This is a genomic window from Rhodococcus sp. BH4 (genome assembly GCF_002079265.1).
Classification (GTDB): Bacteria; Actinomycetota; Actinomycetes; order Mycobacteriales; family Mycobacteriaceae; genus Rhodococcus_F; species Rhodococcus_F qingshengii.
Window position 1 is genome coordinate 2,518,553 of record NZ_CP014941.1, and the last position, 13,521, is coordinate 2,532,073.

Annotated in this window: 13 protein-coding genes; 9 read left to right on the forward strand and 4 right to left on the reverse strand. The window is 62.8% G+C overall.

What is annotated here, in order from left to right; genetic code table 11:
* The first annotated feature begins 1 nt into the window (after position 1).
* The 3 genes from leuC (at position 2) to A0W34_RS11720 (ending at position 2,904) form a co-directional block, all read left to right on the forward strand.
* Complete coding sequence (gene leuC, locus A0W34_RS11710) at positions 2-1,423, forward strand: 3-isopropylmalate dehydratase large subunit (protein ID WP_003944727.1); 1,422 nt, start codon at positions 2-4, stop codon at positions 1,421-1,423.
* Positions 1,424-1,451: 28 nt separating this feature from the next.
* Entirely contained in the window at positions 1,452-2,060 is a 609-nt protein-coding gene (gene leuD / locus A0W34_RS11715; protein ID WP_003944724.1) for a 3-isopropylmalate dehydratase small subunit, read from the forward strand.
* Positions 2,061-2,217: 157 nt separating this feature from the next.
* Positions 2,218-2,904: an HU family DNA-binding protein gene (locus A0W34_RS11720; RefSeq protein ID WP_047271271.1), complete on the forward strand. Its 687-nt coding sequence runs from the start codon at positions 2,218-2,220 to the stop codon at positions 2,902-2,904.
* A gap of 167 nt (positions 2,905-3,071) precedes the next feature.
* Here the strand turns inward: A0W34_RS11720 and A0W34_RS11725 are convergent, their stop codons facing one another.
* Genes A0W34_RS11725 through cofC form a run of 3 tightly spaced genes read right to left on the reverse strand, consistent with a single transcriptional unit; the run spans position 3,072 to position 7,060 of the window.
* Positions 3,072-3,998, reverse strand: coding sequence for a bifunctional NUDIX hydrolase/histidine phosphatase family protein (locus A0W34_RS11725; protein WP_003942778.1), 927 nt, complete (start codon positions 3,996-3,998; stop codon positions 3,072-3,074).
* 17 nt (positions 3,999-4,015) lie between these two features.
* Positions 4,016-6,259 (reverse strand): RNA degradosome polyphosphate kinase, encoded by a 2,244-nt coding sequence (locus tag A0W34_RS11730; protein WP_003942685.1) that lies wholly within the window; start codon positions 6,257-6,259, stop codon positions 4,016-4,018.
* A gap of 51 nt (positions 6,260-6,310) precedes the next feature.
* Positions 6,311-7,060, reverse strand: a complete 750-nt coding sequence (gene cofC / locus A0W34_RS11735) for a 2-phospho-L-lactate guanylyltransferase (protein WP_080552786.1) — start codon at positions 7,058-7,060, stop codon at positions 6,311-6,313.
* A gap of 126 nt (positions 7,061-7,186) precedes the next feature.
* Between cofC and A0W34_RS11740 the strand changes: the two genes are divergently transcribed.
* From A0W34_RS11740 to A0W34_RS11750, 3 genes are all read left to right on the forward strand, one after another.
* Positions 7,187-8,185 carry an NAD(P)H-dependent glycerol-3-phosphate dehydrogenase gene (locus A0W34_RS11740; protein ID WP_030535420.1) on the forward strand — a complete coding sequence of 333 codons (999 nt, stop codon included), beginning with the start codon at positions 7,187-7,189 and terminating at the stop codon, positions 8,183-8,185.
* Positions 8,182-9,333 carry a cystathionine gamma-lyase gene (locus tag A0W34_RS11745; RefSeq protein ID WP_042925741.1) on the forward strand — a complete coding sequence of 384 codons (1,152 nt, stop codon included), beginning with the start codon at positions 8,182-8,184 and terminating at the stop codon, positions 9,331-9,333. Before A0W34_RS11740 ends, A0W34_RS11745 begins: the two co-directional genes overlap by 4 nt.
* A 71-nt stretch (positions 9,334-9,404) precedes the next feature.
* Positions 9,405-10,511, forward strand: a complete 1,107-nt coding sequence (locus A0W34_RS11750; protein WP_039973089.1) for a D-alanine--D-alanine ligase family protein — start codon at positions 9,405-9,407, stop codon at positions 10,509-10,511.
* Here A0W34_RS11750 and A0W34_RS11755 read toward each other — a convergent pair whose 3' ends face one another.
* Positions 10,512-11,204, reverse strand: coding sequence for a DUF3515 domain-containing protein (locus A0W34_RS11755; RefSeq protein WP_081557709.1), 693 nt, complete (start codon positions 11,202-11,204; stop codon positions 10,512-10,514).
* 77 nt (positions 11,205-11,281) lie between these two features.
* Between A0W34_RS11755 and A0W34_RS11760 the strand changes: the two genes are divergently transcribed.
* The 3 genes from A0W34_RS11760 to A0W34_RS11770 are packed head-to-tail and all read left to right on the forward strand — an operon-like array spanning position 11,282 to position 13,515.
* On the forward strand, positions 11,282-12,313 hold the full coding sequence (locus A0W34_RS11760; protein WP_081557710.1) for a thiamine-phosphate kinase: 1,032 nt from the start codon (positions 11,282-11,284) through the stop codon (positions 12,311-12,313).
* Between the two features lie 9 nt (positions 12,314-12,322).
* Positions 12,323-12,844, forward strand: a complete 522-nt coding sequence (locus A0W34_RS11765; protein WP_007729328.1) for a gamma carbonic anhydrase family protein — start codon at positions 12,323-12,325, stop codon at positions 12,842-12,844.
* Complete coding sequence (locus tag A0W34_RS11770) at positions 12,844-13,515, forward strand: uracil-DNA glycosylase (protein WP_020907272.1); 672 nt, start codon at positions 12,844-12,846, stop codon at positions 13,513-13,515. The genes A0W34_RS11765 and A0W34_RS11770 overlap by 1 nt, the downstream gene beginning before the upstream one ends.
* Positions 13,516-13,521: the final 6 nt, after the last annotated feature.

A 13,521-nucleotide genomic window follows, 5' to 3' on the forward strand; every position in this document is an offset into this window, starting at 1 on the left:
GGTGGAAGACATGGCACAGAAAGCACGCACTCTCGCCGAGAAGGTGTGGGACGACCACGTTGTCGTGAAAGGGGAGGGGCAGGATCCCGACCTCATCTACATCGATCTCCACCTCGTTCACGAAGTGACGAGCCCCCAGGCATTCGACGGACTTCGCCTGGCGGGACGCCAGTTGCGCCGTCCCGACCTGACGATTGCCACCGAGGACCACAACGTTCCGACGATCGACATCGACAAGCCGATCGCAGATCCTGTGTCCAAGACTCAGGTCGACACCTTGCGCCGAAATTGCGAGGAGTTCGGAGTTCGCTTGCACCGCATGGGCGATCTCGACCAAGGCATCGTGCATGTGGTCGGACCGCAGCTCGGCCTGACGCAGCCCGGAACCACCGTGGTGTGCGGCGACAGTCATACGTCGACGCACGGCGCATTCGGTGCGCTCGCAATGGGAATCGGCACCAGCGAGGTCGAGCATGTGATGGCAACGCAGACATTGTCGTTGCGCCCCTTCAAGACCATGGCGATCACGGTCGACGGCGAGCTGCCTCCCGGCGTCACGAGCAAGGACTTGATCCTCGCAGTCATCGCCAAGATCGGCACCGGCGGCGGCCAGGGCTACGTACTGGAGTACCGCGGCGAGGCCATTCGCAAACTGTCGATGGAAGCTCGTATGACCATCTGCAACATGTCGATCGAGGCCGGAGCCCGCGCGGGCATGATCGCACCGGACGAGACCACTTACGAGTTCATCAAGGGCCGTCCGCATGCACCGTCCGGCGCAGAGTGGGACGAAGCCGTCGCCGCGTGGGAGTTGCTCAAGACCGACGAGGGCGCGGAATTCGACAACGAGGTTCACATCGACGCAAGCGCATTGACGCCTTTCGTCACGTGGGGAACCAATCCGGGACAGGGTGCGCCGCTCGGCGACCGTGTGCCTGATCCCGAACTGATCGTCGACGAGAGCGAGCGTCAGGCAGCCGAGAAGGCGCTCACCTACATGGGTCTCGACGCCGGTATGCCGCTTCGGGATGTTTCTGTCGACACCGTGTTCGTCGGTTCGTGCACCAACGGACGCATCGAAGACCTGCGCGCAGTGGCGGAGGTGCTCGAGGGTCGCCATGTGGCAGAGGGCGTTCGGATGCTCATCGTTCCCGGCTCGATGCGGGTGCGGGCTCAAGCCGAAAGCGAAGGTCTCGGTGAAATCTTCACAGCGGCAGGGGCTGAATGGCGCCAGGCCGGTTGCTCGATGTGCTTGGGAATGAACCCTGACCAGCTTGCTCCCGGCGAGCGTTCGGCATCGACGTCCAACCGGAATTTCGAAGGCCGACAGGGTAAAGGCGGCCGGACCCATCTGGTTTCCCCGCTCGTCGCGGCTGCCACGGCGGTCCGCGGAACGCTCTCGGCACCGGCCGATCTGGTCTGACCCACTTACCATCTCGAGGAGAATTTCGATGGAATCCTTTACCACGCACAAGGGTATCGGCGTCCCGCTGCGACGCTCGAATGTCGATACCGACCAGATCATCCCTGCCGTGTACCTGAAACGGGTGACGCGCACCGGATTCGAGGACGGGCTGTTCGCAGGCTGGCGTACCGACCCCAACTTCATTCTCAATCTGGCTCCGTACGACAAGGGAAGTGTCCTCGTGGCCGGTCCCGATTTCGGCACGGGTTCTTCGCGTGAGCATGCCGTGTGGGCTCTCTCCGACTTCGGATTTCGGGTCGTCATCGCTTCCCGGTTCGCCGACATCTTCCGCGGAAACGCCGGAAAAGCCGGTCTCGTAGCGGCACAGGTCGAGCAGAGCGACGTCGAATTGCTCTGGAAGTTGCTCGAAGAGCAGCCCGGACTGGAATTGACAGTAGATCTCGAGAATCGGACCGTCAGCGCCGGAACTACGGTGGTGCCGTTCAATATTGACGACTACACACGGTGGCGTCTGCTGGAGGGTCTCGACGACATCGGACTGACATTGCGGCAGGTAGACGCGATTTCCGAGTTCGAAAAGTCAAGGCCTTCATGGAAACCGACTACCCTTCCAGCCCGAATTTCGCAGGGCTGAACCGAAATCCGCAACTCCGCGCGGGAAGAGAAATAGGTCACCATTTCGCAGTCACGTTGAATGAGAATTGGCGTGGCACATAGACTCTTGCCGTTATCAGGTTTACCGTGGTTCTCAGTCGGTCCGACGGTGGACCACAATTAGCGGAGGAATTTCAATGAACAAGGCAGAGCTCATCGATGTTCTGACTGAAAAGCTGGGTTCGGACAGGCGCACAGCGACCGACGCAGTGGAGCACGTCGTGGACACCATCGTCCGCGCCGTCCACCGTGGCGAGAGCGTGACCATCACCGGCTTCGGAGTCTTCGAGCAGCGTCGTCGTGCAGCACGTGTTGCACGCAACCCGCGTACGGGCGAGACCGTCAAGGTCAAGCCGACGTCGGTTCCGGCTTTCCGTCCGGGTGCGCAGTTCAAGGCTGTTATCGCTGGTGGACAGAAGCTTCCGGCCACCGGCCCGGCAGTCAAGCGTGGCGTAGCAGCACCGGCCACCAAGGCTGCAGCCAAGAAGGCTGCTGCCAAGAAGACCGCAGCCAAGAAGGCTCCGGCCAAGAAGGCTCCGGCCAAGACCGCAGCCAAGAAGACGGTTGCCGCGAAGGCTCCCGCCAAGAAGGCTCCGGCCAAGACCGCAGCCAAGAAGACGGTTGCCACCAAGGCTCCCGCCAAGAAGGCTCCGGCCAAGACCGCAGCCAAGAAGACGGTTGCCACCAAGGCTCCCGCCAAGAAGGCTCCGGCCAAGACCGCAGCCAAGGCTCCGGCCAAGAAGGCTCCGGCCAAGAAGGCTCCCGCCAAGACCGCAGCCAAGAAGGCTCCGGCCAAGAAGGCTCCGGCCAAGCGCGCAAAGTAGTCGCGTTCGGGTGAAAAACCCGATGCCGTAAGACAAAGAGGTGCAGCCGCGGATCAGATCCGCGGCTGCACCTCTTTTTTGCTGTCTGGGAGAAGTGTGAATTCTCCTGTGTTTCAGTGCTTTGCAAAACTACCGAATCGAGCTGAGTGTCGGTTGGTCCAAATCCCTCAGGAGTTGGCGACTTTGGGGAGCGGGCTGTCGAGGTGATCCGCGGCGACGAGACGGCCGTCGAGGAACGAGAGCACCCAAGTGCTCGCCTTACGGTTGCGCGCCGAGGGCAGTGTTATACCGGCCGTATCAGCCCACCAGCGCATTAAATCGGGGATGACGCCTCCTTGGCTGCAGATTACGGGAGTGCCCTCCAGCGCGGCGATCTGCAGCGCACGTGCCCTGGCGGCGTCGGGATCGGCCTCGTAACCTTCTTCGGTCAGAAGAGGTTCCGTCGAAATCTCGACACCCAATGCTTCCGCCAATGGCATCACAGTGTCGATGCAGCGCGTACGGTCAGCCGCGAAAACCGAATCGGCTCCGAAGATTTTCAGCTGTTCGACCAAGGCGGCGGATTGCTCTTTGCCCTTGGCGTCGAGTGGACGCACATTGTCGTCGCCCTTGTATCGCTTACGGCTCCCAGCTTTTGCGTGGCGGACGAGTAATACCGTTTTCGTGTCAGGCCGAAGGGAAACGAAGCGGCGAAGAATCATTCGATCCATCGGGTAGGAAAGATGATCGGCTACCTCGGTGACCGGAAGCCAATAGAGAACATCCACTTCGCTATTCGGCCCGAAATCTCCGTCCACTGCTTCGGCCGACCAGTATTCGACCCGTTTGAGTTTGCGATGTCCCGGGATCGGGTACGTCACGCCACCGAGGTGCCTTCCGAAACGTCCGGTGATCGAGGTCTCTTCGCGGACCTCCCGAACTGCTGCGGTCAAGAAGGTCTCGCCGGGATCGAGCTTTCCTTTGGGGAATGACCAGTCGTCGTACTTCGGTCGATGTACGACGGCGATCTCGATGGCGGAAGGATCCTGAGGAGCCTTCCGCCACAGAACCGCGCCTGCGGCAAAGATGTTGGCTTTGACCGGCTTGTCGCTCATTGTGTGATCCGAGCCCGTCAAGACCCGCTGGCGGTGCGGCTGCGCATCAACGACTGTTGATGCTCACGTACGTCCTCACCGCGTTCGGGGGCAGCGACCCAACTCCCGTCCGGATGCAGTACCCAGCAGCGAGTTCGGGGATCGAGCGCGGAGTCGAAGATGTCACCGAGTTGCTTCGACAGTTTCGGGTCCTTGACCTGCACCATGACCTCGACGCGGCGATCGAGGTTGCGGTGCATCATGTCTGCGCTGCCGATCCAGAATTCGTCGGCCGAGCGGAAATGGAACATTCGCGAGTGTTCGAGGAAGCGTCCGAGAATGGAACGTACTTCGATGTTTTCGCTGAGGCCGGGAACGCCCGGCTTGAGCGCGCAGATTCCGCGGACCACGATCTCGACGGGGATACCGGCCTTGGACGCGCGGTACAACGCGTCGATGACCTGCTCGTCGACCAATGCGTTGGCTTTCAAGCGGATACCGGCATCGCGGCCTGCAAGCTTGTGAGCGATCTCGTTGTCGATCCGCTCGATGATCCCGCGGCGAACCCCGTACGGCGCAACGAGAAGGTTGCGGTAGCTCGTCTTTCGGGAGTATCCGGTCAGCGAGTTGAAGAGGTCGGTGAGGTCAGCACCGATCTCCGGTGCTGCGGTGAGCAATCCGACGTCCTCGTACATGCGCGCGGTCTTCGGGTTGTAGTTGCCCGTGCCGATGTGGCAGTAACGACGAATGGTCGAGCCCTCTCGTCTGACGACGAGGCACGTCTTGCAGTGAGTCTTGAGACCGACGAGACCGTAGACGACGTGAACGCCGGCCTGCTCGAGTTTGCGTGCCCACTTGATGTTGGCCTGCTCGTCGAAGCGGGCCTTGATCTCCACCAGCGCGACAACCTGCTTGCCCGCTTCGGCGGCGTCGATCAGTGCATTGACGATGGGGGAGTCGCCGGAAGTGCGGTACAGGGTCTGCTTGATCGCGAGCACCTGCGGGTCGGCGGCGGCCTGTTCGATGAAGCGTTGAACGCTTGTGGAAAACGAGTCGTATGGGTGGTGGACGAGCACGTCGCCTTCGCGCAGGGTCGAGAACACGCTCTTCGGAGTCTCGCGTTCACCGAACGCCGGATGCGTCGCCGGGACGAACGGAGCGTCTTTGAGAGCGGGGCGGTCGACGGCGTAAACCTGCCAGAGGCAGGACAAGTCGAGGAGACCGGAAACCTCGATCACGTCGGCCGGATCGACGTCGAGTTCACGCAGAAGCAGTTCGAGCATGTGCTCGGTCATGTCGTCGGCAACTTCGAGGCGAACGGGTGAACCGAAACGACGACGCGCCAATTCACGTTCGAGTGCCTGCAGCAGATCCTCGTCCCGATCTTCTTCGACCTCGAAATCGGCGTTGCGTGTGATTCGGAAAGCGTGATGTTCGACGATTTCCATTCCGGGGAACAGCACGTCCAGATGAGCCGAAATCAGTTCTTCCATCGGGAGGAAAGAATCGATGGTGGACGAAGATGTCGTGCTCTTGACTCGCACGAACCGGCCGACGTTGTCGGGAACCTTGACGCGAGCGAAGTGTTCGCCGCGGGTGACGGAGTCCTTCACCGTCACGGCGAGGTTGAGGCTCAGTCCGCTGATGTAGGGGAACGGGTGAGCGTGATCGACTGCCAACGGCGTCAGGACCGGGAAGACCTGCTCGTGGAAATGCGCCGAGAGTCGGCCGTGATCGTCGGCGCTGAGGTCGGCCCATCGAACGATTGAAATGCCTTCTGCCGCCAGGGCAGGGCGGACCGAGTCGAGAAACACGTGCGCGTGCTTGTCGGCGAGTTCCTGGGTGCGACGCGCGATGAGCGCCAATTGTTCGCGTGGGGAGAGGCCGTCGGCGGACCTGACCGACAGTCCCGTCTCGTCGCGGCGCTTGAGTCCGGCGACCCGGACCATGAAAAATTCGTCGAGATTGGAAGCGAAGATGGCGAGGAACTTTGCGCGTTCGAGCAACGGCAGTGACTCGTCGGCGGCCAATGCGAGAACACGGGCATTGAAATCGAGCCAGCTGAGTTCGCGGTTGAGGTAACGATCCTCGGGAAGTCCGACGAGCAATTCGGGTAGCTCTGCCTTGGTAGCTGCAGGGGGAGCGCCCGGGATGTTGGTGGCGACCGCGACGGCCTGAGATCGCGGCGAGGTGGCCGCGCCGTTCTCGTGCCGGCCGGAGCTGTGGTCTCCGTCCGACTGGTCTTCGGAAATACGGTTTTCGAGTGCTTCGCCATTGCTCACTCGTCGATCATCCCCCACAATCGCGCGGTCCGACAATCGATGAAAGAAAATTCATCGACTGTTCGACGGCGTGGCCTTGAGTCTGGTCAACGAAGCCGATGTCGCGGGGCCTACTCCCAGTGCTCGCACAGTGCCGAGATCGGCATGGGTGTCGACGTCGGTGCGCAGTCCCGGCCATTGGCCGTTGAGTGGACGAGCACCTGAATTGGCATGTCCAAGTGCGGATTCCGGCCCGAACCGAGGGTCGAGCGCGCTTTCGCCGCACGCAAACAATGCGGAAGTGCCGGTGCCGTGGTGATCGACGACGACTGAACGTCCGCCGCTTCGGGCCGCGGCCACGGCCTCCGTCAGTTCGCTCGGTTGCATGGCGGGCAAGTCGGCTTGCAGCACAACGAGGTCGACCACTCCGCGCTTGGCTCGGATATCGGCGGCCGCTGCACTCAACGCCGCGTTGAGGGTTTCCTCCGTGCGCGGTGTTGCGCCGTTGGTTCGGGCGCCGTCGGGAGCTGGATCGGCGTAGACCGTCACGCCGACGGAATATGCAAGGGCGGCAACGGTGGGGTCTGGGGTGACCACTGTGACGCTGTCGATGGCCGAGACGGCTGCAACTGTGGCGAGGGTGTCGTGAAGCATGGCCAACACGAGGTCTGCACGCGCGTCCGAGTCGAGTTCGCCCGCGAGGCGGGACTTGGCCGATCTCAAGGACTTGACGGCCACTATCGCATGCATGGGGCGTTCGATCTCCGTGCGCGCATGCGGTGTCTCCACGGCGTGTGGGTACGGGGGTTCCGCGCTGTCCATCCCTCGATCTTGCCAGTCATCACGCTCGGTGTCCGCGGCTGCCCACCGCAGTGCACCACAGGCGATACTCTGTGCAGACGATTTTTCTGGCGGCGACCCGCTTCGCCGGGTAGACGGGGTGAGCGTGTGAGTAAGGCAGCTGTATTGGGCGCAGGTTCGTGGGGAACGGCGTTGGCGAAGGTGATGGCCGAGGCCGGAACCGACGTGACGATGTGGGCCAGGCGTGAAGAGGTCGCGAAGCGCATCGACACCACGCACGAGAACAGCGACTATCTGCCAGGCATTGCTTTGCCTTCGTCGATTCGCGCGACCCACCACCACGAGGAGGCGATGGCAGGTGCTGACTTCATCGTGCTGGCGGTTCCCTCGCAGTCGCTACGAGCAAACCTGGAGCAGTGGAAAGGCTCGATCGGACCCGATGCGACTCTGCTGAGTCTGGCCAAGGGAATCGAGACCGGGACGCTCATGCGCATGAGCCAGGTCATCGTGTCGGTGACCGGCGTGGAACCGGGGCGCGTCGCGGTGCTCTCGGGCCCGAACCTTGCACACGAGATCGCCGGCGGGCAGCCCGCGGCGACGGTGATCGCCTGTTCGGATTCCTCGCGTGCCCTCGCTCTCCAGGATGCTTGTGCTACCGGCTATTTCAGGCCGTACACCAACTCCGACGTCATCGGATGCGAGATCGGTGGTGCGTGTAAGAACGTGATCGCGCTGGCCTGCGGCATGGCCGCCGGCAGTGGATTCGGCGACAACACGGTTGCCAGCATCATCACCCGTGGGCTCGCCGAGACGATTCGTCTCGGCGTTGCGCTCGGCGCCAAGGCGTCGACTCTTGCAGGCTTGGCGGGTGTCGGTGACCTGGTAGCGACATGCACGTCCGAGTTGTCGCGAAACCGGACGTTCGGAGAGCGGCTCGGACGAGGCGGGTCGATGGAGTCGGCACAGAAGGCAACCAACGGTCAGGTCGCCGAGGGCGTGAAGTCGTGCACGTCGGTACGCGCACTCGCTGCCGGATACGACGTGGAGATGCCGTTGACCGACGCGGTCCACCGGGTGTGCCACGAAGGCATGGCCGTCAGCGATGCGATCGGTCAGTTGCTCGGACGCCGGACGAAGCCGGAATGAGTGAAATCGGTGTGGGTCGCTTCGAGGATTACGGGGATTCGACGCGCAGCGTGAGCGCCGTCGCGCGCGAACACGCCGCGGGTCAGCCCATGCAACTGGGCCCGATATTCGCTGCGCCGTACCAACTTTCGGCGGACGAAGGTTCCGAGTCCGATACCTATGCACGTGCATCGAACCCGGGTTGGCGCGGACTCGAATCCGCGCTCGCGGCGCTCGAGAGAGCGGACCACGCCCTCGTCATGGGATCGGGGATGTCCGCGATCACCGCTACCTTGCGCAGCGTCCTCGTCGCGGGGGATACCGTCGTCGTGCCCTCGGACGGGTATTACCAAGTGCGGTTGTACGCGAACGAGCGCCTCGCGCCGTTGGGAATCACCGTTCGCGAGGTTTCGACTCTGCAGATGGGCGACGCGAGCTTCGTAGATCTGCTCGACGCGTCACCGGGCCGCGTGGTCGTCGTCGCCGAGACGCCGTCCAACCCGGTGCTGGACGTGGTCGACCTTCGCGTGCTCGCCGACGTGTGCCACCGTTCGGGTGCGCTGCTGATCGTCGACAACACGACCGCGACACCGCTGGGTCAGCGCCCGCTCGAATTGGGTGCCGACGTCGTGGTGGCCAGCGGTACCAAGGCTCTCAGCGGGCACAGTGACCTCCTGATGGGTTACGTCGCCACCTCCGATACGGCGGTGAGTCGGCAAATCGAGCGTGAGCGACTTCTCTCGGGAACGGTGCTCGGCCCCTTCGAGACGTGGCTTGCGCACCGGAGTCTCGGCACGGCAGGCCTGCGATTCGGGCGTCAGTGCGACAACGCGCTGGCGCTTGCCGAGATGTTGGTGGATCACAAAGCAGTCCGGTCCGTTCGTTACCCCGGCCTTCGCGGTGACCCGTCCTATGCAACGGCATCCGGTCAGATGAATCGATTCGGTGGATTGGTGAGCGTCGAGTTGGATTCGGCTCAGGCATTCCACTCGTTCGTCGAAGCGAGCGCTCTCGTCACGGCTGCTACCAGCTTCGGCGGGATCCACACGACGGCGGATCGCCGTGCGCGCTGGGGCGATCCGGTCAGTGCGGGGTTTGTCCGAATCGCTTGTGGCATCGAGGACACCGCCGATCTCCTGGCCGACATCGAGCGCGCACTCGACGCGTAAACGGGCCGGGTCGACGAAATCGGTCCGGCCCGATCGCGTGCCGCAGTCGATTCGGCGGTACGGTTTGACGCGTGAACAGCAGTCGTACCCGCGTGGCCGTGATCTTCGGTGGCCGGAGCAATGAGCATTCAGTGTCCTGTGTTTCCGCCGGAAGCGTCCTGAGCAACCTCGACCCCGATCGGTACGACGTCGTACCGATCGGCATCACTGTCGACGGTTCCTGGGTGCTCGGTTCGAGCGACCCCAGTTCCCTCGCGATCAGCGGGCGCGCGCTGCCGTCGGTCGACAAAGACGGAACGTCGGTGGTCCTCAGCGCGGACCCCACCCGCGAGGGCGAGGTCATCTCCTTCGACGGCTCCGACGCCGGTGCTGTGCTCGCGTCGGTCGACGTCGTGTTCCCCGTTCTTCATGGGGCTTACGGCGAAGACGGCACGATCCAGGGTCTGCTCGAACTTGCCGGGGTTCCGTACGTCGGACCCGGAGTTCTGGCCAGCGCCGCCGGCATGGACAAAGAGTTCACGAAGAAGCTTCTTGCTGCTGAAGGACTTCCCGTCGGAGTGCAGGTCGTGCTTCGACCGGGAACCGCAACGCTGACCGAAGAGCAGAAGGCGGAATTGGGCCTTCCGGTTTTCGTCAAGCCCGCTCGTGGAGGCTCGTCCATCGGCATCACTCGGGTGAGCAATTGGGACGGTCTGGACGGGGCGATCGCTCATGCACGCCTGCATGATCCCAAGGTGATCGTCGAAGGCGCGATCATCGGCCGCGAGGTGGAATGCGGCGTCCTCGAATTCCCGAACGGCGACGTCAAGGCGAGTGTGGTCGCCGAGATCCGGATGCCGGATTCCGACGCCGATTCGGACGCGTTCTACGACTTCGACACCAAGTACCTCGACGACGTCTGTGAATTCGACATCCCCGCGAAACTCGACGAGTCGGTGAGCGACCAGATTCGAGAGCTTGCTGTCCGCGCGTTCAAGGCACTCGATTGCCAGGGACTCTCGCGGGTCGATTTCTTCGTCACGGCTGACGGCCCGGTGATCAACGAGATCAACACGATGCCCGGGTTCACTTCCATCTCGATGTACCCGAAGATGTGGAACGCCACCGGAATCGATTACCGCACTTTGATTTCGACTCTGGTCGACACCGCCATCGCTCGCGGCACCGGCCTTCGCTGATCAGGGAACCGCGACCGGCGCCGGGTCGAGAGGCTTCTGTTCGAGGGTCGCCGTGATGGTGTCGGAGATTTCCTGAATCGGCGTCGGACCGGTCCCGTCGGGGATCGTGATACCGATGTATTCACCGCGGTCTACGGCAAACCAAGTGCTCGCCGCCAAACCGATGTCGGTTCCCGAGACCTGGAACCACTGGACACCGTTCACGACCTGTAGTGCTGCAGCCTGGTCGAACTCGGACGGACGGTCGAGTCCGCAGCGCAAGACGATCGGCTCTCCTTCGCTGCGCTGCCACGCTGCCGCACCGGCCGGAGCAGGTTCTACCAATTCGGCTTTCGTGAAGTCGTCGATCTCCTCGGGGAGCGCGCCGAGAAGGGAAACGCAGGCCGGCGACTCCGCTGCCGGTGCCGGTACGGGTCCCAATGCAACCGGCGAGAGTTCAGGGTTGTTTCCCGCGACGACGGCCGCGATCACTACTCCGACGATCAGGGCTACCGGGAGTGCGATGGCGGTGGCGATCAGCGCCGGACTGCGGCGCTCTGACGGATCGTCGTCGCCGTCGGGGTCGATGTCGGCGTTGTCTGCGGTGGAGGTGTTTTCTGCCATGCTCAGTTCTTCGCTCGGGTCCTGGTCCAGTCGATCAGCGGTCTTGTCACTTCTGAGAGCATGTCGGTGAATCGGTAGGATTGCCGACACACGCGTGAGCTTGCAGAAGCATTCACGACCACAGCTAGAAGGTACCGCAGGCCGCTTACGAGCGAATTGCGTCGGCATTGGAGAGACTCATCGCATCATCGGAGTTCACTGCATCATCGGAGTTCGGGTCGGAGCCCACTGTCGAGCAGGTGGGGGAGTTCGACGTGATCGCGCGATCACTTCTCGGCCGAATCCAACCGGTCACCACTGAATTGGGGCCGGGTGACGATGCCGCCATCGTGACTTCCGGAGACGGCCGTGTGGTTGTCTCGTCCGACATGTTGGTCGAAGGTCGACATTTCCGAATGGATTGGTCTTCACCACGCGACATCGGCCGGAAGGCAGTGGCACAGAACGCTGCTGATGTGGTCTCGATGGGAGCGCGGCCGACGGCCTTCACGGTGTCTCTGGGGTGCCCGTCTTCGACACCCGTCGACGTGGTCGACGCAATCTCCGCGGGAATCTGGGACGCGGCAACCGATCTGGGCGCCGGTGTGGTCGGCGGTGACCTGGTCCAGTCACCGGTGATCGTGGTGTCGGTGACCGTGCTCGGCGATCTCGGTGGCCGTGCGGCAGTTCTGCGTTCGGGAGCAAAGATCGGTGACAAGATCGCGGTCGCCGGGTGGTTCGGTTGCTCGGCCGCAGGGTTGGCACTACTGCTCGACGAAGCCGTGCTCCTCGACAAGCCCGCAAGCTTTCCAGATTTGCTTGCCTCTCATCGTGTTCCGAATCCGCCGTATCAATCGGCATGGGACGCCGCAGAATCAGCACATTCCATGACGGACGTGTCCGACGGATTGATCGCGGACCTTCGACATCTCGCAGAGGCCTCGCACGTGCGGTTCGACATCTTCTCGGCTGCGGTTCCGACCTCACCGGATGTCGCATCGGCGGCCGAGGCGCTCGACGTCGATCCGCTGGACTGGATCCTCTCCGGTGGTGAAGATCACGGATTTGCAGCAACTTTCGGGCCTGAGGTCGAGATTCCGTCGGGTTGGATCGTGATCGGTGAGGTTGCCGCCGGTTCGGGCGTGAGCGTCGACGGTTCGCTTCGCGAGAGCGGCGGGGGCTGGCACAGCTTTTCGACCACCGGTACCACCGCGGTATAGGTTGCTTTCATGGCTGTATACGCACTTGGAGACAGAGTTCCGGACATTCATCCGGACGCATACGTCCACCCGGACGCGGTGGTGATCGGCGCCGTGACTCTCGCAGCGGGTACCTCGATCTGGCCGCAAGCGGTATTGCGTGGTGACTACGGAACCATTTCGGTGGGAATCGGATCGAACATCCAGGACGGAACCGTCATCCATTGCACCGCCATCGATGCGACTGTCATCGGTTCCGGTTGCGTCGTGGGCCACAACGCGCACATCGAGGGATCGACCATCGAGGACCATTGCCTGATCGCGTCGGGGTCAGTTGTTCTCAACGGAACGGTGATCGGGACGGGGTCGATCGTCGCCGCGGGTGCGGTGGTGGCCAACAAGATGCAGGTTCCCCCGCGCAGCATGGCACTCGGTGTGCCCGCCAAGGTCCGTGCGGGATACGAAGTTCCGCTCGGCCACCTCGACGGAAACGTCAAGATGTACGCAGCCAATGCGGCGTACTACCGCGACGCGTTGCGCAGGCTCGACTGATGGCGCCGCTTGCAGAGATCGTCGATCCAGGGTGGGCGCGGGCACTCGAACCGGTCTCGGAGCAGATCTCCGCGATGGGTAAGTTCTTGCGCGAAGAGATCGCTGCGGGACGGGAGTATCTGCCTGCGGGAGAGAACGTCTTGCGTGCATTCACGAATCCGTTCGACGACGTTCGGGTGCTCATCGTCGGTCAAGACCCCTATCCGACGCCCGGTCATGCTGTCGGGTTGAGCTTTTCGGTTGCCCCGGACGTGCGGCCGGTTCCGCGAAGTCTCGGTAATATCTACAAGGAGTATCACCAGGATCTCGGGTTGCCGATACCGCCGAACGGCGATCTGACGCCGTGGTCGAAACAAGGTGTGCTGCTTCTCAATCGCGTACTCACCGTGCAGCCGGGTCAAGCCGCTTCTCATCGTAAGAAGGGCTGGGAGCCGGTGACCGAGCAGGCTATCCGCGCTTTGGTGGCGCGGTCGTCACCGATGGTGGCGATCTTGTGGGGTCGTGACGCGGCCACTCTCGCGCCGATGCTGGGCGACACACCGATCATCGAATCAGCGCACCCGTCACCGCTTTCGGCTTCGCGCGGGTTCTTCGGTTCGCGCCCGTTCAGTCGTGCGAACGAACTCTTGACCGGACTCGGAGCTGACCCGGTGGACTGGAATCTGGGCTGATCGAAC